Raw genomic sequence first — 20,501 nt, 5'->3', positions numbered from 1 at the left:
CGTGGGCGGCGACCGCCAGCGCCGGTGCGGTGAGAGCAACCGCCAGAGGAGTCAGGGGCGCACTCCGAGTCGGGCCAGCAGATCGGCGTCGATGGCTTCGAGTTCCCGCGAGATGGCCGTGTGGGCGCTACGGCGTCGCGCGGCAGGCATGGTCTCGGCGGCGGTGACCGCGGTCGACAGATCCGACAGGCGCTGATTCATGATCGTCGTGAACGTCTTGGTCTCGGCGTCCGCGGGGTGCTTGGCGGCCAAGGCCTGCAGCGACTCGTTGGCGCCTGCGATCCGGGCGGACAGCGCCGCGCCATGGCCGCTGTATTTGTTCAGTTCGGCAATGGGCACCCCGGCCCGATCGGCCTGGATGCGATTGATCTGCTCGCGGGCCGCGGTGCCGGCGCGGTAGGCCACTGGCACGAGCACCGGGGACAGGACCTTCGCGACAGACAGGTAACGCTTTACGCGAGTGGGCGAGAGCAGTTTGCCGTCGGCAACAGCCTTGGCGTTCGCCTGGGCGATCTTCAGATTGGTCGAGTTGGTCGCCTTGGTGAGCTTGGCGGCATTCTTCTCGGACTTCGACCGGGACTTCTGCGCCTTCTTGGCGAGCTTGCGCTGTTGCTTGAGCTCGGCCTGGGCGAACTTTCGTCCGGATTTGTCTTTGAGGCGCACTTCGAGTTTGGCCTTCGCCTTCAGTGCCTTGGCCTGGGCTTTGCGCTCTGCCCGCTTGATGCGTCCCGACTTGAACAGACCCATACGGTTCAGACCCTCTCGTAGTGACCACCCGCCCCGGCGCCAACGCAGGCGGCTTGCACAATTGTCGTGCAGTTGCGGTACAAGCATTACATAGCGTGGGTCCGGCGGATGCACCGCTGACGGACACGGGAGGATGATGTGGATGGCAATTCGTTCATCGGTGCCATCTGGCCCGAAAAGACCCCCGCTGCTCAGTCCTCGTGATCTGAGCGGCTGCGAGCATCGACTCGCCCGCGATTCCCTCTATCCCAAGGTGGAGTCGGTCCCTGAGGACCCGTCGGTCGCGGTGCGCAAAGAGGCGGCCGCCGCGCACCGCGAGCGTGTCCGGGACATGCTGCACGGACTACACGCCACCGAGTTGCACCGCTGGGCCGACGTCTCTTCAGGCCGGACGGCGCGTGCACGGGCGAAGTCGACCGTCTCTGCGATGAACGCGGGCGCCAAGTGGATCTGGGGCGCAACCCTGCCCGACGATCCAGAATCCGGACGTCGGGGCTGGGCGGAAATGCTCATCCAAATCGACACGGGTTATGTGCCGGTGATCGTGGTCAATCACAAATCGTTTGATCCGGGGGCCGGTGCGGTCACCAGCCCGGTGTGGACGTGGCAGCCGTCGGTGGACGAGACCCGCAAGGTTCGTGGCAACTCTCGCGACACCACCCGCCTGGCGCATCTGTATCGCATGCTGCAGAAATTGGGCTTGGCGGCGACGACCCCGACCGGCGGTGTCATCGGTCTGGACCCCACGGCGATGGTGGTCCACGACCTCACCGACGCCGTGGTGCGCTACGACGACCTCCTGCGGCGCAGGCTGGGCATCGCACGCGGCAAGGTCTCAACCGCCCCGTCGCGGATCGGGGAGTGCCGTAACTGCGTCTGGTGGAGTGCCTGCGGGCCCGAACTCGAGCAGGCCCACGACGTGAGCCTGGTGGTCAACGGGAATCTCACCCAGATGCTCGCGACGGTCGGGGTACGGACCATCGACCAACTCGCGGGGTACGACGGACCGCTTCCCGAAGGGTTGTCGAGTCTGGACGATCCGATCCTCTCGGCGCGGGCCTATCTGGCGGATGTGAAATTGGTTCGCCGGATGCCCGATGTCGAGGTGGTGCGGGCCGACGTCGAGATCGACATCGACATGGAGAGCTATCAGGACGACGGTGCATATCTGTGGGGCACGCTCCTGACCGACAACACCGATCCGTCGCGCCCGGTGCGCTACATCCCGTTTGTCACCTGGACGCCGCTGCCGACCGTGGACGAAGCGCGATCCTTCGCCGAGTTCTGGGGGTGGCTGATGACGGAACTACAGACAGCTATTGCAAATGGCAAATCATTCGCGGCATATTGCTATTCGCAGCAGGCCGAGAACAGGTGGCTGCTGGGTTCCGCCGATCGATTTGCCGGACACCCGGGTATTCCGACGCGCGACGAGGTCACCGCATTCATCAACTCCGAACACTGGGTCGATATCTACGAGGCGGTCAGTCGCAATTTCCTGAGCCCCGAAGGAAAAGGTCTCAAGAAAATTGCCCCCCATGCGGGCTTCACGTGGCGCGACGACGAGGCCGGTGGAGAGGCATCGATGCAGTGGTATCGCCGGGCGGTCGGACTCGACGGTGACGATGTCGACCACACCCAGCGCGTGCGGTTGCTCGAATACAACGAGGACGACGTCCGTGCCACGAAGGCGTTGCGTGAGTGGATGGATGGTGGGGGAGCACAGCACATTCCGCTGGGGTCGGAGCTACCGGCGCCCGCCCCTGCGTCCGATCGCTGACTTCCGGGCCCGCGAATCCGGAGCGGCAGTGGGTTTGTCAGCTCCGAAGTGAGCCGCGCAGTGATTCGAGGAACGAGCCACTTCCCAGTAGTGCGAGCGCCCCCAGGACGAACAGGCCCGCAGGCGCGAGATCGCGTGCGGTATCGGCGCCGATGCAGCCGCCCGAATCGGTGGTTCCCAGAAGGCATTGCGCGGAGGTCGTCACCGGATCGATGGCGGTGATCACGGGTGCGGCGGTCGTCGGGGCCGGATTCTGTGGCTGTGGATCCGGGCGGGGTGCCGTCGGGGCGGGGATCTCTGTCGCGGGTTCGACCGTCGGAATGGATTCGACCGCAACGCCACCGCCGGTGGCGACGCCGCTTGCCGTCTCGCCGCCTCCCGTCCCACCGCCTCCCGTTCCACCGCCGGTCGGCGCGAGCGGGGCGATGCCGACGTCCTGGCGTTCGGGTGTTGGCGGAGTGCTCGGCTTCGGGAGCTGTCCCGGGGGCCTGGTCGAGGTCTGCAGCGAATTGCTGTCGGACGATGTCGATGTGGCGCCACCGCCGGCCGGCGGGTTGTAGGTCGGGGCCGGAGGCCGGGTCTGCGTTGTCGGGGTGCTCGGATGCGTCGTCCCCGGATCGACGGGCACCTCGGTGCCGGCGGATGGTTCGGTCTCGCTTGGCGGACCGGTTTCGTTTGTGATCCGGGTTGGCGAGGGTTGATGCCCGCAGTTCGACCATGCCGGATTGCAGTGCGCGGAAGCCGCGGAATTGGTCACCAGCAGGGAAATACCGCCGATGAGAAGAGCGCACATTCCGAGAAATGCCGACCACCGCAGGGTGCTCACACGGCGCGCGCGATGCTTCGGCATCCGTCCTCCAGGTTGGCTTCCGCAAATCAGCTATTGAAATTTTCGCCTGTACACGGTTTATTCAGGTGGGCAAGTCAGCGTCGACTCCGCCCAAACCGGAAAAATCATGCATCCCCCGGAGCGCCTGAACCTGATTGGCAGCTAATTTGCAGTAAGCTACCATATGGCAAACAGGGCATACGGCGTAGTGAATTTTCCGAACTGCTAGCCGTTCGTGCTGCGGCGATCGGCCTCACAGAGGGACACCTTGATGCGTGTGGAGCATGGAATGACTGAGAATGTGGAACCGGTAGATCCAGAGACGACCACGTTCGACCCGGGTTTGTTCGCCCGGCGACTCGAAGAGCTGTTTCGGACCGTACCCGGGCCCAACGGTCGCGCCTACAGCGCCAAAGCCATCGCCAATCGGTCGACCGAACTCGGATTCCGACTCGGAGAGTCGTACTTGAGTCAACTGCGGTCCGGTAAGGCGAAGTCGCCTTCCTTCCGCACGGTCGAGGGCATATCGGCGGCGTTCGGTGTGGACGTCCACTATTTCCTCGAAGACCGCGCTGCCCAGCGCACCCGCGACCAGATCGACCTCATGCGACTGCAGGCCGACACCAACGTGCAGTTGGCGGCGTTCCGTCTCGCCGGCTTGTCGAGTGATTCGGTGACGGTCGTCAACGAACTGATCAAGGTGCTGCGCGTCCAGCAGGGTCTGCCCGCAGATCCGCCGGATCTGTTGAAGTCCTCGGAACCCGAACTCGGCCACGGCCACTCGGGACTGCGCGTTGTCGAGAGGCATGAAGCCGCCGACTAGGTTTTGAACCGGGGGCGGTACCGTACGGGGTCATGCGGTCCGAAAGAGCTCTGCGGACGCTGTGTCGCCGCGAGCTGGCCGATCTGTTGCTCGATCTGCCGCTCGACGCCGAACAGCTGTGTCGGTTGTACGGCGAGAAGCGTGGGCGGGCCATCAAGATCATCGCGCACCCGCTTCCGGTCGGGATGCCGAACGGTGTCTGGATGATGGCCGAGGACGCCGACTACTTCTTCTACCAGGCCAGCACCACCAAACTTCACCGCGATCAGATCGTCGTCCACGAGTTCGGGCACCTGATCGCCGGTCATCAGATCCTCGGTTCTGATCCCTCGGTGCTGGCCGGTGGTGCTCTGTCGTCCACTGGTGGCGACGGACAACCCCTTCAGGATGCCCTGAGCCGTACCTGTTACTCCGATGAGCGTGAGTGGGAAGCCGAGATGCTGGCCACGATCATCAGGGAATGGGCGGCGAAGGCTGTGCAAGGCGTCGGACGATCGGCTAGACATGGGGGATTGCGCGGTATTCAGAGCGTGCTCGGGGGGCATTCGGGATGGTTGTAGGTGTTGTCAACGCTGCCGCGTTGGCGATCTTCGCCGTCGCGCTGTGCTGGCGCATCGATCAGATCCGGCGAGAGCGTGCCGGCCTCCAACCACTTGCGTTGACGGTGGCCGTCGCCGCGATGACGTTGGCATTTGTCGACACCAACACGCAGGTGCGCGAGTGGCTCGATTCGGCTCTTTTCACCGGGGCCGGCCGGGTGTTGTTCTACTGCCTGTCGGCCGTCGGGGTGGCCGCACTGGTGGTCGTCTTCTTCTTCGGGACCGCGGAGAGCGGTCGTCGGCGCCGCGCCGGAATGGAAGCGGTGCCACTGGTTGTCGCAATGATCGGGCTCAACGTCGCGATGCTGGCGACCCCGACCCCGGTGCGGACCAGGGTCGTGTCGGAGTGGACAGTCCAGCACATCGGTTTTGCGTTGTTCTTCGTCATCGCCGGCTGCTATCTCGTCTACGCACTCGGCGCCTGTGTGGTGTCGATCGCGCGCTACGTGGGCGTGGCGGAAGGCTATCTGCGGCACTCGCTGATCGTCCTGCTGGCGGGTTTGACGATGGTCGGCGCCGGCGCGTTCATCCAGACGGTCTTTGTGGTGTCGGCCGGTCTGGATCTGTTCAATCTTCCGGTGCTGCTGACGATCGCCGGCCTGATCTCGGCGGTGGGTGCGGTGTTCTTCCTTGCCGGGATCTCCTACCCGATGGTGCGGGCGCGGTGGATGACGCTGCGCCACGACATCCGCCATCGACGTCACCATCGAGAACTCGAAACGCTCTGGACCCTGACCACTTCTGCGATACCCGAGGTGGTCCTGCCGCCGCGAACCGGCGAGCACGTCGAGGGCTCGATCAACCTGTTGTACCAACGTCGGGTCATCGAGATCCGGGACGCGGTTGTGCAACTGAGTCCGTACCTGCCGGAAGACTTCGACAGTCGGCCCATCTCCGATCAGGCCGACGCCATACGCACTGCCGTCGACACCTACCGGGAGGCCGGCGGTTCGTCCGGTGCCGTTCGTGAGGTGCTCGCCGGGGCGGCCGACGACCTCGACTCCGATGCCAGGCCGCTACGACGACTCTCGCGGGAGTTGGATCGCGTGGCTCCCGGAACCGCCCGGGTACGACATCGGGCGGCCTAGCCCGGTATTCGCCGAACGCGATTCCACTGGTGAATGTGTTGTCGGACTGGGATTTTCATTCGCCGCGATCGATTCCGCGTCAGACGGTCAGCAAGACCTTGGTGGCCCGGCGTTCGCTCATGGCTCGGTAACCTTCGGCGGCCTGTTCGAGCGGCAAGGTGAGATCGAAGACCTTGCCGGGGTCGATGGTGCGGTTCCAGATGAGGTCGATCAGTTCGGGTAGGAATCGGCGCACCGGTGCCGGTCCGCCGTGCAGATGGATCTCGGCGAAGAACAAATCCAGTCCGGGGAGTTCGACGTCGTGGGAGACGCCGACGTACCCGACGTGGCCTCCGGGACGGGTGGAGCCGATGGCCTGCATCATCGATTGTTGTGTGCCCACCGCCTCGACGACCGAGTGTGCGCCCAGACCGCCGGTGAGTTCCTTGATCTTCGCGACGCCGTCGTCCCCGCGCTCTTCGACGATGTCGGTGGCGCCGAATTCCCGGGCCAGGGCCTGGCGGTCGGCGTGACGGCTCATGGCGATGATCCGATCTGCGCCGAGCTCTTTGGCAGCCAGGACTGCGAGCAGGCCGACGGCGCCGTCACCGACAACCGCGACGGTTTTACCCGGTCCGGCCTCGGCGGCGACGGCACCGAACCATCCGGTGCCCAGGACGTCGGAGGCCGCGAGTAGCGACGGGACCAGATCCGGGTCGGGTTGACCGGGTGTGGCGACGAGTGTTCCGTCGGCAAGCGGGATGCGGGCGTACTCGGCTTGGGTGCCGATCGCGCCGATGGGGATTGCGTTCACGCACCGGGATTGGTAGCCGGCGCGGCAGATCTCGCAGGTGTTGTCCGAGGCGAAGAATGACCCGACGACGAAATCGCCGACCGAAAGATCCTCCACCGAGTCGCCGATGTGCGTGACCGTACCGACGTACTCATGCCCCATGGGCATGTGATCGGCGGGGTCATCGCCGCGGTAGGGCCACAGGTCCGATCCGCAGACGCAGGTCGCCGCGAGACGAATGATCGCGTCGGTCGGCTCGACGACCACCGGGTCAGGACGTTCTTCGACCTGTACATCACCGGGCTGGTTCAGAATGACTCCACGCATGGCTATCTCCTCGATCGGGGGTGTATCTCCACACAACCAGCATCCGGTGGGCGGGGGGAGTCCCTCAAGAAAGATTTCGCGCCCATGATGGCCTCCGGGGCCCGGTCGGGAAAACACAGAAAGCCGGGCCCTGTGAAGGACCCGGCTCCTGCTGTTGATCTGAGGTGGTGGCTAGCGCGGAGCCATCCGCAGCGCGCCATCCATCCGGATGGTCTCGCCGTTCAGGTAGTCGTGGTCGACGATGAATGCCGCGAGCTTGGCGTAGTCCTGCGGATCGCCGAGACGCTTCGGGAACGGGATGCCCGCTTCCAGGGTCTTCTTGAATTCCGGGGTGATGCCGTCGAGCATCGGGGTGTTGATCGTGCCGGGAGCGATGGTGCACACCCGGACACCCACCTGGGCGAGGTCGCGGGCCGCGGTGATGGTCATCGCGTGCACGCCACCCTTGGAGGCGGTGTAGGCGATCTGGCCGATCTGGCCTTCGAAGGCTGCCACGGATGCGGTGTTGATGATGACGCCGCGCTGGTCGTTTTCGTCGACCGGCTCCTGGCTCTGCATGCGGTTGGCGGCCAGGCGCATCACGTTGAACGTGCCGAGCAGGTTGATCTCGATGATCTTGCGGAAGAGTTCGAGCTCGTGCGGACCTTTTTTGGTCAGGATGCGGCTGGCCCAGCCGACACCGGCGCAGTTGACGGCAACCCGCAGCGGGGCACCGGACTCTGCGATGGTGTCGAGAGCGGCTTCGACGTCGGCTTCGCTGGTGACGTCAGCGGCCAGGAGGGTGACACCCTCTACCGGCTCGGCCTTGTCGATAGACGGCTGCAGATCCAGCCCGAAGACAACCGCGCCCGCATCGGCGAAACGCTTGGCGGTGGCTGCGCCCAGACCTGAGGCTCCACCGGTGACCAATACTGCTGATCCTGAGATCTCCACGACTTGATGCCGTCCCTTCGATGAGTGTCCACGGGGAACGTCCTAGACCCCGCGTCTATACACCCTAGTCAGAGACTTTCGTGGCAGCCCGGTCGGCTGCTCCCTGGTTGCCTCGGGCCAACTCCGCGGCTTCCTCGCGGCGGGCCTTGATCAACCAGACGCCGACCACTGTGATGATCGCGACCAGGCTGATCGTCGCGATGGTGATGGTGAGATCGTCGGCGCTGATCAGACCGTCGATGGTCAGCCAGGCGGCGAACACGAAGAAGAGTGCCGCGGCGCCGATGGCGATCGTCTTCTCCGGCAGGCGACGGCCCAGCATCGCACCGACGCCGATCGCCAGGGCGTCGGCGGCGACCATGCCGATGGTCGATCCGATCCACACGCCGAGCCAGTTCTTGTCGGTCGAGAGGGTGATGGTCGCGAGCATCGTCTTGTCGCCGAGTTCGGCGAGGAAGAATGATGCGATCACGGCGAACAACACGGACTTGGTGACACGGTCGGCCTTGACCGATTCGTCGTCGTCGAGGCTGTCGCCGCGGACGGTCCAGAAGCCGAAGACCAGCATCGCCAGGCCGCCGACGATCGTGAGCAGATCGGAGGGGATGGACAAACCAAGGAAATGGCCGACCCCGACCGACACCGCGTGCACAAGGGTTGTCGCGATGGTGATGCCCGCGAGCACCACCCACCAGCGGTACTTCAGCGCATAGGTCATCGCCATCAGCTGGGACTTGTCGCCGAGTTCGGCCACGAAGATCACGCCGAAGCTGACCAGGAATGCGGTAATCACTTAGCCAACGTAAACGGCATTCTCATATTTGCGCAAGTGATTGTTCACCCGTATTCATGCAGGTAGGGTGCCCTTTTTTGAAAGTTAGGCTACCCGAAACTTAGGTTTCCCTAACCCGTGTTTCCCGGCACGGACCTCCGCGTGGGTCCTGACGTGCGCGGACTTCTTGATCCGGGGTTACTCAGGCGGCGAGCAACATCGCGAGAACCGCGGTGTCGGGGTCGGTACCGAGATCGACACCGATCTGATTTCGCATCATGACGACGGTCCCGTCGGCCTCTGCCTCGGCCCAGCCCGCGCGATGATCGAGTCCGAGTTCAGGGAGACCCGGAAGCAGCACACAACCCGACGCGACGTCGGAACATTCCGGCAGGGACGGCTTGGTCTCCGAGGGCGGATGGAGCATCAGCAGTGCAGGCGGCGGAGTCGTGAAGTGCCCGGATTCGGCGAAGCTGTTGTCGAAGACGCTACCCACCGCGAGCATCAGGCCGACCGTGTCCGGATCGCAGGCTTCGGGCCGATCTTCGATGACGCTGAAAACGGTCGTGGTCCGAAGGAATCCGGGCCGGCACGCGATGCGGACCGAGGCGACCAGCGTCTGTGTCCATTCCAGGGTGGTATCCGGCCAGCGGCCGGAGATCAGGATGCCACGCAGTTCACCCTCCTGATGAAAGGGCGTGAGGCCGATCGGTTTCAGTCCGGACCGCGGTGCATGGTGGCCGGTGGCGTCCTCGTTCATGGTGACCTCCTGTTGCCGGAAGTGAATGTCACTGCTTGGGTCGCCTTTGACCGGTTCGCGATGCATATCGCGGTGTTGCGGAGCTGTCGGTTTTGCGGAGCTGTACTGGAAGCATGCCCGGTAAACGGTTGGCACACAAGCCGACTCGACTGCCAAAACAGCAGGTTGCGGAGAAGTGTCGCCCGGGGACGCCAAACGGCGACCATCCCCCGGCTGGGGGAGATCGCCGTTCGAGTAGAACTGCCGCAGTTTCCTGCCGGATCTACGGGATCAAGCGGTCGCCTTGGCGAAACGCTCAGCAGCGTCGGCCCAGTTGACGATGTTCCACCAAGCCTTGATGTAGTCGGGCTTGACGTTCTGGTAGTCCAGGTAGAAGGCGTGCTCCCACATGTCCAGCAGCACGATGGGGGTCTGGTTCGGCGGGATGTTGCCGCTCTGATCGGTGAGCTGCAGGATCACGAGCTGGCCGATGAAAGCGTCGTACGCCAGGATGGCCCAGCCGCTGCCCTGCAGGGTGGCTGCGGCGGCGGTGAAGTGGGCGCGGAACTTGTCGAAGCTGCCGAACTGATCGTCGATGGCTGCGGCCAGCTCACCTTCGGGCTTGTCTCCTCCGTTGGGGGACAGGTTCTTCCAGAAGATGGAGTGGTTGGTGTGGCCACCGAGGTGGAAGGCCAGCGTCTTGCTCAGGCCTGCGACCTTGTCTGCGATCGTGCCGTCTTCACGTGCCTCGGCCAGTTTGCCGAGCGTGGCGTTGAGACCGGCAACGTAGGTGGCATGGTGCTTGCTGTGGTGCAGCTCCATGATCCTGCCGGAGATGTGCGGCTCAAGAGCTGCGTAGTCATAGTCGAGTTCCGGCAAGGTGTAGTCAGACACGATGTTCCTCTCACTATCTGGGGACCCGTCGTCCCCGCTTGGTAGTCGGCGCGCTGGGCATTTAAGGGGCTTACCCAATTGAACGCAGTTCTACCCTTCCGTAGGCGGTTGGGATGTGCAATACCGCACGCCGAATGCACCTCAAGCCCGGTTGAGGTTTGAGGTGTCCGTTTGTGGCGGTCTACAGGCCGTGGACCAGCGGTTATGCGAAGAAGATGAGGATCAGCAGGAGCGCAAGGAGGGCAACGATGCTGAGGCTTGTGGTGACACACCGGGTCGCGACATTGATGGGTTCGGACCCCGGCCACGCGCTTCGGCGACGCTCGAACCGTCGGGCGCCTGCGCCTGAGCTGGTCGAGGATGCCACCCGATCTCCTGCCGTCAGCAATCAGCTTTTTCGACCCGAAGTGACTGTGGTCACACGGGCTTTGTGTCGCACAGCTAAACACGTCTGCTCCCGCGACTCAACCCGAACGGGTAAATCGGCACCCTTGTTGTGACCGGGAGATCCCGATCGGGCGGGTGGTTAGGATTACCCGATGATCAGCTCCATCGCACTGCCGCGAGAGATCCGCATCGGAGCCGGGGCGATAGATCAGCTACCTGATGTGATCGTCGGACTCGGGGCTCGTCGACCACTCCTGATCACCGACGGTTTCCTGTCTTCGCAGGGTGCGCCAGAACGCGTCGTGCGGGCGCTGGAGGCTGCCGGACTCGACGCCGACTACTTCGACGGAACCGTTCCCGATCCCACCACCGCATCGCTGGAATCGGGGCTGCGGGCGGTCCGCGATCACGGGGCGGACCTGTTGATCGGTTTCGGTGGGGGCAGCCCGATGGACACGGCGAAGGCATTGGCTCTGCTCGCGGTCCGCAACGGCACGATGCGCGACTACAAGGCCCCACTGCGCAACGATGCGCCGGGATTGCCGGTGGTGGCCGTGCCGACCACAGCGGGAAGCGGATCCGAGGCCACACAGTTCACGATCATCACCGACAGTGAGAGCGACGAGAAGATGCTCTGCATCGGACGTGCGTTCTTGCCGGTCGCGGCGATCGTCGACTACGAGCTGACGCTGTCGATGCCCGCCCGGCTCACCGCCGACACGGGTATCGACGCGCTCACCCATGCCGTGGAGGCGTATGTCAGCCGGAAGAACAACACGTTCTCCGACGATTTCTGCCTGCGAGCGATCACGGCGATCGGTGGGCACCTGCGACGGGTGTATGCCGACGGTTCGGATCGCGACGCCAGGTCGGCGATGATGCAGGCGGCACTCCATGCCGGGATCGCCTTCTCGAACTCGTCCGTGGCGCTGGTCCACGGCATGAGCAGGCCCATCGGCGCGCACTTCCACCTCGCGCACGGTCTGTCGAACGCCATGCTGTTCGCGGCGGTGACCCGGTTCTCGCTGGAGGGCGCCACCGAGCGCTACGCGGACTGCGCTCGCGCGCTGGGCTGTGCCGCGGTGACCGACTCCGATCAACGCGCAGCGGGTCTGCTCGTCGACGAACTCACCAGGCTGTCGGAGGAGCTGGCGGTCCCCACCCCGGAGCGCAGCGGTATCGCGCCGGAGCGTTGGGACGACTTGATCCCGCTGATGGCGCGCCAGGCGATCGAGTCGGGTTCCCCGGCCAACAACCCGCGGATCCCGTCGGCAGCAGAGATCGAGAAGCTCTACGCGGAGATCTACCGGTGAGGGTGATCACCGGCTGACACGCGTGGTCTTCAGCGTGCCGAACCGGCAACTATCATCGCCTGCGGGCAACCTGCGAGGGTTGCCGCGCGTCCAAACCTGGACCACCGAAACACACGACGTTGCCGAACCGAGGGGGACACATGGCACGGCCCACTGCCGCGCAACTGTATGCCGCCTACGGTGACAACGCCGATAGTGACGTCACACTGCGGCTCCTGCGTTCCCGCAATGCGGTGCCGTACCTCGCGATCATGGCGGCACGGCTGGCCGACGGGCAGGTCGACGGCGATCACCTTGCGGCCGGCATCGAGAAGGACCTCGACGACCTGGCCGGGCACTGGACCGATCGTGGCTGGGAATTGCCGACGCCGGACGACCTCCTCGACCGGTGGGTGCGAGCCGGATACCTGGCGCGCACACTCCAGAATGATTCGACCATCGAGCGCTATCAACTCACCCGGGGTGCCACCCAGGCCATCGCGCAGGTGCAGGCGGTTCGGCAGAACCGTACGGTGGCCACCGAGACCGTGCTCGAACTCGTGATGTCGCGGCTGTCCAACATCGCGGTGTCGATCGATCCAGACCCGGGCGAGCACATCCGAGACATCGACCGCAAGATCGCCGAATTGTCCAGGCGGCGCGACGAATTGGCCGCCGGTGCGGTGCCGGTGGTCGATACCCGTCGGGTGCTCGATGACATTCGGATGGTCAGTTCACTCGCCGAACGTATGCCCGCCGACATCATCGGATACGGCGAGAAGATGCGCGAGAACTCGCGGGCACTGTTGACCACCGGGATCGATGCCGAGCAGGGATCGCACGCCGACGTACTCAACCGCATGTTCGACGGCCATGACGCACTGGCCGATTCGGACGAGGGCAAGGCTTTCGACACCTTCTACACGCTCATCGCCGATCACCGCCTGCGAGAGGATCTGGAGTCGAGCATCGAGCGGATCGCCACCGGGTTGCCGAACCTGCCGCCCGACCTCCTCGACACCTTGACCGGGTTCATCGACCGTATGTGGGATGAGGTGCAGGCGGTCGACGAGGTGCGCGGGCAGGTCTACCGGCGCATCAACACCTTCGTCAAAGACGGTGACTTCCTGCACTACCGCGCGTTGCGGGCGCAGATCGCCGATGCCCAGCGGGCCGCGATGGCCGCGTTCACCGAAGCCGGTCCGGGCCGCGACATGGGAATCGAGGTTCCCATGAGTGCTGCGGTCACCAATTCCGTTGGCGCACTGATATTCCACGACGGCATCGTCGAGTCGCCGGGTGCGGTCGCCGACACCGCAGGTGAGATCAGCATCAACCCCGTCGACCTGGTGGGTGTGGAGTCGATCGACTGGCATTCACTGACCGATGCGGTCAACGAGGCGCTGAGCATCGGCCCGGCGGGCATCGACGAGGTACTCGCCCGGTTGCCGAAAGCCCGGACCGGTGACGTGGTCGGCATCTGGTCGCTGGCCCAGCGTCACGGCGCCACCGACAATGACAGCACCGTCACCGTTTTGGCCCACACCGCCCGTGGGCTGCGTGAAATCTACTTACCCGCAGTGCGATTCACCAGCGCGCTACCCGATCCGATCACGGCGTTGCCGCACGAGGTCATGCACTTGCTCGACGAGCCGAGTACCGATGACACCGCCCCCAACGCATCCGCCCCCAGTTCCACCAGGAGAGGTCGATGACCACATCGGAAGATCAGGTCCCCGAACACGCGGACGCACCACAAGGTGAGGCGGAGCAGGACGGCGACGACCTGTTCGTCGACTCCCCCGAAGCATTCGAGGCGCCTCCGGTCGACCTGTCCCACTTCGCATTCGACGGATCAGTGCCGGTCGGGAGCATCAGCGAGGCCCGGGTCGACGCGCGATTCGAGGGCGATACCTCGGCGCTGCCCGCACCGGTCTGTTATGCCTTGCAAGAACTTGTTGCCGCGGCGCATGTTTCGGTGCGATCACGCAACTGGAAGACGATCGAGATCCATGAAGAGGTCATCCGGTCGAGGCTGTCGGAGCTGAACCTGCAGCTGGAGATCAATCGGGAACACAAGTACGCGTTCACCAGGCAGGTCTCGGAGAACGACCCGAGGCAGCGCAACATCCTGCGGGCGCAGACGCTGACGTTGGCGGCTTCGGTGCTGGCGCTGTTCCTCCGCCAGAAGTACCTGACCAGTGCCGACGAGTCGGTGGTGGTCGAACGTGGCGAGATCATCGACCACATGCTCACTTACAAGCCGGTGTCGGATACGGACGAGGCGGGGTTCGTCAAACGTATCGATGCCGCGATCAATCAGCTCGAATCCCGCAAGATCATCAGGGCTCTTCCGGGCACCGACCGCTATGTGGTGCTGGGTGTGATCGCCTCCCTGCTCGGACCGGAGCAGGTGGCCGCCTACACGGAGGCGTATCGACGCCTGGCCGGTGACTACGAGGAGGCCGGTACCGACCTGGCTGAACTCGATGACCAGGAGCGCACATCATGACCGAGATCCTGGAACGTGACGGAAACGGCGCCCGCCCATCCGAACTCGCAGCAGCCGATGGCGGAGCCCGACCGACCGAACCGGCAGGCAAGCGCACGCTCAACATCGGGCAGTTCCGTTTGACCAGACTCCAAATGGTCAACTGGGGCACGTTCGACGGATACAAGGACTACCCGATCGACGAGCGCGGCGTGATGCTGACGGGCCCGTCGGGGTCGGGAAAGTCGTCGATGATGGACGGCCACTCGGTGGTCCTTCTGCCCACCTACGACCAGGTGTTCAACGCATCAGCCGACCTCACCGCAAAGGGCGCCAAGAAGGCGGCCCGTTCGATGGCCGACTACGTGCGGGGTGCATGGGCGGAGAACGACGATCGCTACAACCAGTCGCAGGTTCAGTACCTGCGCGCCGACGGTGCCACCTGGTCGGCGATCGCGGCCACCTACGACAACGGTGCCGGGTCGGCGACGACCGCGGTTGCGATCAAGTGGTTCCCCGGTTCGGGTACCGACGGCAGTTCGCTGCGGTCGTGGTACCAGTTGCACGACGGGCACTGGGATCTGTTGTCGCTCAATGCCTGGGCCCAAAGCGGTTTCGACATCCGGCGTTTCCGGACGACCAATCCGACAGTCGAGTGCTTTGACGTGCAGAGCGCCTATCAGGAGGCCCTGCGCCGGCGGGTGGGCATCGGCCAGTCGTCGGCCGCGCTATCGCTGATGGGTAAGGCCAAGGCGATGAAAAACGTCGGCGACCTCAACCTGTTCATCCGTACCTACATGCTCGATCGCCCGGAGACCTACGCCAAGGCCGAGCGGTTGGTGGAGAACTTCACCCAACTCGACGAGGCGTACCAGGCCGCCGCGCGCGCGAATGCACAGGAACAGGTGTTGCGCCCGATCCCCGAGGCGTGGAAAACCTATTGCAGCGCAGAGGAATCCACCACCAGGGCGGGCACGTTGCTTGGCCCGCCGATGCGTGGATTCATGCGCGAGCATCGGATGACGTTGTTGCAGGAGCGGCTCGACCGGATCGACGCCGACCGGTTGCGCCTGGACAACGAGGTCGCCAATTGGGAGAACCTGGCCGACGAACGTGAAGAACGCCATGGATCCCTGCGAGATCAGCTGACGTCCGAGAAGGGCGAGCTGACCACGCTGGAATCGGAACTGAAATCGTTCGAACAGCAGGTGACCGCACGGAACCGGGCCTATGAGCGCTACTCCACATTGGTGGGTGGGCTCGGTGAGCAGACCCCCGAGACCCAGGATGAGTTCGCGGCCTTGAGGTTGCGGGCACCGGAGATCGCCCGGGCGGCAAGGGAATCGGCAGAGCGTCTCGCGACGTCGGCGCATGCGTTCTTCACCGCCGAGACCGATGCGCGCCGCGCGTACGAAGGTGCGGTCGAAGAACTGTCGAGCCTCAACACCCGCCGGTCGCTGCTGCCCCGTGAAGTGCTCGGGCAGCGTGACGGGATCGCGCAGGCCACCGGTGTGCCGCCCGAGGATCTTCCGTTTGCCGCCGAACTCATCGACGTCGACCCCGAGGAAAAGGACCGCTGGGCCGGCGCTGCCGAGCGGGTGCTCCGTGGCCTCGGTATGACGATGCTCGTGCCGGAGACCCACCGGCGGACGATCGGCGACTTCGTCAACCGCACCAACCTCGGCGGTGTGCTGGAATACCGCGTCTACCAAGAGAATGCGTCCTCGTCGGGCGCACCCGTACCCGGATCGCTCGCGGAGAAGCTCCTGGTCGACCGTCGCCACCCGGCGGGGTCGTGGCTGGCGAATGTGGTGGCGCACAGCGCCGAACACATGTGCGTCGATCTGCCTGCCCAACTCGAGAACCATCTGTTGGCGGTGACGCCGCAGGGTCTGGTGAAGTCCGGCCGCGACCGCTTCCGTAAGGACGACCGCCGGTCGGTGTCGGACCGTACCCAGTGGATCCTCGGATCGAACACCGACGGCAAACGCGCTGCCCTCGAGGAGTCTCGGGATCACCTCGAAGCGGTGTACCGCGAGGCGCGTCAGGCTGCCCAGGACAAACGAGATCTGCTGGAGCAGAACCGGGAACGCGCGAAGAATGCCGATTCGCTGGCCGGATATGCATCGTGGGCCGAACTCAACTGGTGGTCGTCGCAGCGCGATGCCGACGAGTTGAACACCCGCATCGACCGGGTCCGCGAGAACCGCGTCGACCTCGCCGAACTCGAAGAGCAGGTCGAGATCGCGCGCGCCGACTGGCGTGAGGCCGTGGCCCGGGTGGGCGCACTCGGTGATCAGCTGGGCCACATCGGATCTGACTGGGACCGGTGGTTTGCCGAGTTCGAGCAGGTCAAGGCCGAGAACTTCAAGATCGACGACGGAGACCGCGGGTACCTCGCAGAGGTGCTCGCCGAGACCCTGTCCGCGGGTGGCAAGACACTGACCCTCGACAACTACGGCGAGGTGCGTTCGGATCTGCGTAACGCATTGGAAGCGATTGTCGGCAAGGCGAATGCCGAACGCGATGGCGCGGAGAACAAGGTTGTGCGGGCGGCGGAGGCCTTCTTGCGGGAATGGCCCGAGGCGTCGGCGAACCTGAGTGCCACCATCGAGTACGCCGCCGATCTGGTGTCCATCCACACCAGCCTCGTCGAGCACGGTCTGGCCTCCACGCAGCAGCGCTTCCGGCAGCTGATCACCACGGACATCAGCCATTCGGTGTCGAATCTGTACAAGGAGATCACCGACACCAACAAGCGCATCACGCGCGGTATCGCCGAGGTCAACCTCGGACTGCACCGCGTGGACTTCAACGAGGGCACGTATCTGCAGATCGCGCAGCTGTACAACCCCACCGACGAGTCCCGTGAGTTCGCCAAGATCGTCGACCAGATGATCCGGGATGCCCCGGCTGCCAAGGGCGGTGACGGCGCGGTGCTGGCCCGCCAGTTCTATCGCATCCGCGATCTGGTGGCCCGGCTCACCGGTACCGATGCCGAGAGCCGTCGCTGGTGCGACAACGTCCTCGACGTCCGCAACAGCTACACGTTCTATGGCAAGGAGCTCGCGGCCGGTGCACCTGCGGACGATCCACCGGTGCACACCTACCGCAACACCGCATCCAACTCCGGTGGTGAGCAGGAGAAGCTGGTGGCGTTCTGTTTGGCTGCGGCGCTGAGCTATTCATTGAGCCACGGTGGTCACGAGGCGAAGGGGCAGGCGGACCTCGACCCGAGACCCAGCTTCGCGCCGCTGATGTTGGATGAGGCGTTCAGCAAGTCCGATGAGACGTTCAGCTCGCAGTCGTTGCGGGCGTTCGAGCAGTTCGGATTTCAGCTGATCATCGCGGCCCCGATCCGCATGGTCGGTATCGTCGAACCCTTCATCGGCCAGGTCATCCTGGTGGACAAGCAGATCGGTGAAACCGGGGCTCGCTCCGACGCCCGGGCCGCCACGTTCGGTGAGTTGGCCGATGCGCGGGCCTCGGGTGGACGCAAGTAGAGAACGGGCGGACAGCATGGCCGGATCGATCAGTCTGCGGCAGTGGAACCGGACGTTGCTGCAACGGCAGCACCTCCTCGAGCGGATTGATGAGGATGTGCTCGACGTCCTCGATCGGTGCGTGGGGTTGCAGTCCCAGGATCCCAAGGTCGCGTTCTACGGATTGTGGTCACGGATAGCCGATTTCGACCCGGCGGACCTCGATGAGTTGATGACCGGTCGCGAGGTGGTGCGGATGGCACTGCTGCGCAGCACGGTTTTTCTCATGGACGCCGAAGATGCGCGCTGGGTACGACCGCTGGCCCAGGCGAGCATGGACGGCGAGATGCGGAACAACCATGTCAAGCATCTGGCCGGCGCCGATCCCGAGGACGTGGCCCAGCACGGACGTGAGTTGCTCAGTGGCACAGAACTTTCCGTGAAAGAGCTCAGCGCCTCCTTGGCGCAGCGGTGGCCGGATGCCGTCGCCGCATCCTTGGCCACCGTGGTCCGCTGCCTGGTCCCGCTGGTCCAGGTGCCGCCGCGGGGAACGTGGCAGGGTTCGGCGACGACCACCTACAGCCTCTACGACGACTGGTGTGGACCCGGCGAGTCGGCGGTGACGGGGGACGAGGCGGTCAAGGATCTCATCCGCCTGTACCTGCGCGGGTTCGGTCCCGCGACGATCAAGGGGATCGGGAGCTGGGCGGGCATGACGCGGCTTCGTCCCGTCGTCGAGGCGATGGAAGCGGATTGGGAGCTGGACAAGCTGACCGGTCCGGGTGGCGAGGAACTGTTCGACCTCGCAGGTATCGCTCTTGCCGACGAAACCCTGCCCGCACCGGCCCGTCTGGTGGCGCCCTTCGACAACATCGTTGTCTCACAGGGAACCGACCGCCGTCGTGTTGTCGATGACGAGGTGTTCCCGCATCTGGTCACCCCCAACGGAAGATCACCTGGATTCGTGTTGGTCGACGGCCGGGTGGCGGGTACCTGGAAGCCGGTGAAGGACGGGAAGAACACCGCCATCGACGTCAACTACCTGATCAAGGTGTCGGCGTCCGAGAAGCGGGGTGTGGAGTCAGAACGCGAACAGCTCACCGCGTTCTGCAACGCCTGACCGTCTTACTGCACCTGCATGGTCCCCGAGCAAGATGTCGACGGGATCGCCCACAGGGCGTTGCGGTTGACCGCGGAGAAGGTGAAGTCGACGGTGCCCGCGCCGGTGTTGAGATCGAAGGTGGGGCCTGAAACGTAGGCGCCGATGCGGGCGGTGTCGAAGGTCGTCCCGGCGCGGCCGGTGTTCCGGTTCCGCCAGTCCAGACGGCCGATCGAGTCATAGCTGAGGTCGCGGGAGAAGATCGCCCAGTTGGTGGAGACATCACGCACGGCGGCGTTCACCCGCCCGGGACCGGTCGGGTAGACGAACAACCGTGCGGTACTGAACGGCTGGTCGACGATATAGGGGCTCACACCCCAACAGCGAGTCATCGGGACAACGGTCTCCGCGGAGGCCTGTCCGGCACCGATGGTGCCGATTCCGATCGTGGCGGCGAGCGCAAACAAAGCCGCGGCGGCGTTACGCCGGATGTTGTGGTGAGCCATCGTGCCTGTCTCCTATGCGTCGAGGTGAAACCCGGTCGAGCTCGAAACGTGCGGTGAATGTGCTGGGTCTATCGCCGGTGCAACCGAAACTGTTCCGGCCGGGCCGGAATTCATTCATCTGAATGACCGGCGCCACCTGAATGACCGCTGAGTGGCGCCACTGCGGTGCTCAGCCGGTCGGCCGGGATGCGTTCGATACGGGTCCATCCCTTCCAGCCTCGCGCTTCCAGTTCAGCCAGAATCGGTTTCACGATCGGTGCGGCTTCGAACGTGGTCGCGTCCAGAAGTTTGATGAACGGATCGTCGAAACCATCGACCTCGTACTCGCCGGCCTCCACCGCGCGGATCATCTGGCGCTCGATGATGTCGGCGACCTCGAAGATCCGCGGATCGTCGGTCTGCCAGTCGAATGCGCCGCTGAGCATCGTGTAGAGCCGGACGATGTCGGGGTCGTCGAGCTCTTTCTGCTTCATGACGATGACATCGTCGATCTGGTCTGGTACCTGAGCGGCGATCATGATCCAGGCGTCGCGCTCCATCTCGATGTAGCGTTCCGCGAGGCCGAGCCCGCGCAACCGGTCGAGGTAGTCGACCACGCTCTGCGGTATCGCCAGATGCTCGCCTGCGGCCAGCCGGGTGAGCCGCTTGCGGGTGTCCTGCAGCCGGCGGATCTCGGCACGCAGCTTCTTGTCGATCTCCCCGAGACCCTCGGTGAACTCGTCCGCGTCGGCGTCGAGCAGTTCTTCCACCCGGGCCAGCGGCACACCGGCATCGGCCAGCGTGTGGATCCGGATCAGGGTCACCACCGCGGCGGCGTCGTAGATCCGGTAACCGGAGTGGTCGCGTTCGGGCTCCGGTAGCAGCCCGATCTTGTGGTAGTGCCGGATCGCCCGCACCGTCACTCCCGCGTAGGTCGCCAACTGGCTGATGGTGAGCATGGT

Annotated in this window: 19 protein-coding genes; 9 read left to right on the top strand and 10 right to left on the bottom strand. The window is 64.6% G+C overall.

Annotated features, from left to right (window positions below; genetic code table 11):
• Positions 1-51: 51 nt before the first annotated feature.
• Positions 52-747 carry a DUF6474 family protein gene (locus AC56PL_RS11045; protein WP_495513742.1) on the bottom strand — a complete coding sequence of 232 codons (696 nt, stop codon included), beginning with the start codon at positions 745-747 and terminating at the stop codon, positions 52-54.
• Positions 748-889: 142 nt separating this feature from the next.
• Here AC56PL_RS11045 and AC56PL_RS11040 point away from each other — a divergent pair, with 142 nt between their 5' ends.
• Entirely contained in the window at positions 890-2,527 is a 1,638-nt protein-coding gene (locus AC56PL_RS11040; protein ID WP_497153841.1) for a TM0106 family RecB-like putative nuclease, read from the top strand.
• 37 nt (positions 2,528-2,564) lie between these two features.
• Here AC56PL_RS11040 and AC56PL_RS11035 read toward each other — a convergent pair whose 3' ends face one another.
• A complete protein-coding gene (locus tag AC56PL_RS11035) occupies positions 2,565-3,377 on the bottom strand; it encodes a hypothetical protein (protein ID WP_497153840.1) in 813 nt (270 codons plus the stop codon).
• Between the two features lie 268 nt (positions 3,378-3,645).
• On the opposite strand from AC56PL_RS11035, the gene AC56PL_RS11030 reads away from it, so the two are divergent.
• The 3 genes from AC56PL_RS11030 to AC56PL_RS11020 are packed head-to-tail and all read left to right on the top strand — an operon-like array spanning position 3,646 to position 5,866.
• Positions 3,646-4,179 (top strand): helix-turn-helix domain-containing protein, encoded by a 534-nt coding sequence (locus AC56PL_RS11030; RefSeq protein ID WP_495513739.1) that lies wholly within the window; start codon positions 3,646-3,648, stop codon positions 4,177-4,179.
• A 32-nt stretch (positions 4,180-4,211) separates the two neighbouring features.
• On the top strand, positions 4,212-4,739 hold the full coding sequence (locus AC56PL_RS11025) for a hypothetical protein (RefSeq protein ID WP_495513738.1): 528 nt from the start codon (positions 4,212-4,214) through the stop codon (positions 4,737-4,739).
• Positions 4,730-5,866, top strand: coding sequence for an MAB_1171c family putative transporter (locus AC56PL_RS11020; RefSeq protein WP_497153839.1), 1,137 nt, complete (start codon positions 4,730-4,732; stop codon positions 5,864-5,866). Before AC56PL_RS11025 ends, AC56PL_RS11020 begins: the two co-directional genes overlap by 10 nt.
• Before the next feature lie 79 nt (positions 5,867-5,945).
• Here the strand turns inward: AC56PL_RS11020 and AC56PL_RS11015 are convergent, their stop codons facing one another.
• From AC56PL_RS11015 to AC56PL_RS10990, 6 genes are all read right to left on the bottom strand, one after another.
• Entirely contained in the window at positions 5,946-6,965 is a 1,020-nt protein-coding gene (locus AC56PL_RS11015; protein ID WP_497153838.1) for a zinc-dependent alcohol dehydrogenase family protein, read from the bottom strand.
• Positions 6,966-7,136: 171 nt separating this feature from the next.
• On the bottom strand, positions 7,137-7,898 hold the full coding sequence (locus tag AC56PL_RS11010; RefSeq protein WP_495513735.1) for an SDR family NAD(P)-dependent oxidoreductase: 762 nt from the start codon (positions 7,896-7,898) through the stop codon (positions 7,137-7,139).
• A gap of 64 nt (positions 7,899-7,962) precedes the next feature.
• Positions 7,963-8,691, bottom strand: a complete 729-nt coding sequence (locus AC56PL_RS11005) for a TMEM165/GDT1 family protein (RefSeq protein WP_495513734.1) — start codon at positions 8,689-8,691, stop codon at positions 7,963-7,965.
• 181 nt (positions 8,692-8,872) lie between these two features.
• The gene (locus AC56PL_RS11000) at positions 8,873-9,430 is read right to left on the bottom strand and encodes a peptidase (RefSeq protein WP_495513733.1); all 558 of its coding nucleotides are present in this window, start codon (positions 9,428-9,430) and stop codon (positions 8,873-8,875) included.
• Positions 9,431-9,700: 270 nt separating this feature from the next.
• Positions 9,701-10,303 carry a Fe-Mn family superoxide dismutase gene (locus AC56PL_RS10995; protein ID WP_495513732.1) on the bottom strand — a complete coding sequence of 201 codons (603 nt, stop codon included), beginning with the start codon at positions 10,301-10,303 and terminating at the stop codon, positions 9,701-9,703.
• Between the two features lie 202 nt (positions 10,304-10,505).
• Positions 10,506-10,670, bottom strand: a complete 165-nt coding sequence (locus AC56PL_RS10990) for a hypothetical protein (RefSeq protein ID WP_495513731.1) — start codon at positions 10,668-10,670, stop codon at positions 10,506-10,508.
• Between the two features lie 172 nt (positions 10,671-10,842).
• Between AC56PL_RS10990 and AC56PL_RS10985 the strand changes: the two genes are divergently transcribed.
• The 5 genes from AC56PL_RS10985 (at position 10,843) to AC56PL_RS10965 (ending at position 19,075) form a co-directional block, all read left to right on the top strand.
• The gene (locus AC56PL_RS10985) at positions 10,843-12,003 is read left to right on the top strand and encodes an iron-containing alcohol dehydrogenase (RefSeq protein WP_497153837.1); all 1,161 of its coding nucleotides are present in this window, start codon (positions 10,843-10,845) and stop codon (positions 12,001-12,003) included.
• 140 nt (positions 12,004-12,143) lie between these two features.
• Positions 12,144-13,697, top strand: a complete 1,554-nt coding sequence (locus AC56PL_RS10980; protein WP_495513729.1) for a DUF3375 family protein — start codon at positions 12,144-12,146, stop codon at positions 13,695-13,697.
• The gene (locus AC56PL_RS10975; RefSeq protein ID WP_495513728.1) at positions 13,694-14,494 is read left to right on the top strand and encodes a DUF4194 domain-containing protein; all 801 of its coding nucleotides are present in this window, start codon (positions 13,694-13,696) and stop codon (positions 14,492-14,494) included. The genes AC56PL_RS10980 and AC56PL_RS10975 overlap by 4 nt, the downstream gene beginning before the upstream one ends.
• Positions 14,491-17,976 carry an ATP-binding protein gene (locus tag AC56PL_RS10970; RefSeq protein WP_497153836.1) on the top strand — a complete coding sequence of 1,162 codons (3,486 nt, stop codon included), beginning with the start codon at positions 14,491-14,493 and terminating at the stop codon, positions 17,974-17,976. The genes AC56PL_RS10975 and AC56PL_RS10970 overlap by 4 nt, the downstream gene beginning before the upstream one ends.
• A 16-nt stretch (positions 17,977-17,992) precedes the next feature.
• On the top strand, positions 17,993-19,075 hold the full coding sequence (locus AC56PL_RS10965) for a winged helix DNA-binding domain-containing protein (RefSeq protein ID WP_497153835.1): 1,083 nt from the start codon (positions 17,993-17,995) through the stop codon (positions 19,073-19,075).
• Positions 19,076-19,080: 5 nt separating this feature from the next.
• Here the strand turns inward: AC56PL_RS10965 and AC56PL_RS10960 are convergent, their stop codons facing one another.
• Together AC56PL_RS10960 and AC56PL_RS10955 are read right to left on the bottom strand one after the other, a co-directional pair.
• Positions 19,081-19,560 (bottom strand): hypothetical protein, encoded by a 480-nt coding sequence (locus AC56PL_RS10960; RefSeq protein WP_497153834.1) that lies wholly within the window; start codon positions 19,558-19,560, stop codon positions 19,081-19,083.
• Between the two features lie 110 nt (positions 19,561-19,670).
• Positions 19,671-20,498: a helix-turn-helix domain-containing protein gene (locus AC56PL_RS10955; protein ID WP_497153833.1), complete on the bottom strand. Its 828-nt coding sequence runs from the start codon at positions 20,496-20,498 to the stop codon at positions 19,671-19,673.
• Positions 20,499-20,501: the final 3 nt, after the last annotated feature.

The sequence above is a fragment of the Williamsia sp. Y721 genome (assembly GCF_059683565.1).
This window is presented reverse-complemented; position numbering and strand designations above follow the sequence as displayed.

What these genes read in the sequence shown, in the direction of transcription:
- AC56PL_RS11045 (WP_495513742.1), bottom strand. Translation starts at nt 747, where the DNA reads ATGGGTCTGTTCAAGTCGGGACGCATCAAGCGGGCAGAGCGCAAAGCC.
- AC56PL_RS11040 (WP_497153841.1), top strand. Translation starts at nt 890, where the DNA reads ATGGCAATTCGTTCATCGGTGCCATCTGGCCCGAAAAGACCCCCGCTG.
- AC56PL_RS11035 (WP_497153840.1), bottom strand. Translation starts at nt 3,377, where the DNA reads ATGCCGAAGCATCGCGCGCGCCGTGTGAGCACCCTGCGGTGGTCGGCA.
- AC56PL_RS11030 (WP_495513739.1), top strand. Translation starts at nt 3,646, where the DNA reads ATGACTGAGAATGTGGAACCGGTAGATCCAGAGACGACCACGTTCGAC.
- AC56PL_RS11025 (WP_495513738.1), top strand. Translation starts at nt 4,212, where the DNA reads ATGCGGTCCGAAAGAGCTCTGCGGACGCTGTGTCGCCGCGAGCTGGCC.
- AC56PL_RS11020 (WP_497153839.1), top strand. Translation starts at nt 4,730, where the DNA reads ATGGTTGTAGGTGTTGTCAACGCTGCCGCGTTGGCGATCTTCGCCGTC.
- AC56PL_RS11015 (WP_497153838.1), bottom strand. Translation starts at nt 6,965, where the DNA reads ATGCGTGGAGTCATTCTGAACCAGCCCGGTGATGTACAGGTCGAAGAA.
- AC56PL_RS11000 (WP_495513733.1), bottom strand. Translation starts at nt 9,430, where the DNA reads ATGAACGAGGACGCCACCGGCCACCATGCACCGCGGTCCGGACTGAAA.
- AC56PL_RS10985 (WP_497153837.1), top strand. Translation starts at nt 10,843, where the DNA reads ATGATCAGCTCCATCGCACTGCCGCGAGAGATCCGCATCGGAGCCGGG.
- AC56PL_RS10980 (WP_495513729.1), top strand. Translation starts at nt 12,144, where the DNA reads ATGGCACGGCCCACTGCCGCGCAACTGTATGCCGCCTACGGTGACAAC.
- AC56PL_RS10975 (WP_495513728.1), top strand. Translation starts at nt 13,694, where the DNA reads ATGACCACATCGGAAGATCAGGTCCCCGAACACGCGGACGCACCACAA.
- AC56PL_RS10970 (WP_497153836.1), top strand. Translation starts at nt 14,491, where the DNA reads ATGACCGAGATCCTGGAACGTGACGGAAACGGCGCCCGCCCATCCGAA.
- AC56PL_RS10965 (WP_497153835.1), top strand. Translation starts at nt 17,993, where the DNA reads ATGGCCGGATCGATCAGTCTGCGGCAGTGGAACCGGACGTTGCTGCAA.
- AC56PL_RS10960 (WP_497153834.1), bottom strand. Translation starts at nt 19,560, where the DNA reads ATGGCTCACCACAACATCCGGCGTAACGCCGCCGCGGCTTTGTTTGCG.
- AC56PL_RS10955 (WP_497153833.1), bottom strand. Translation starts at nt 20,498, where the DNA reads ATGCTCACCATCAGCCAGTTGGCGACCTACGCGGGAGTGACGGTGCGG.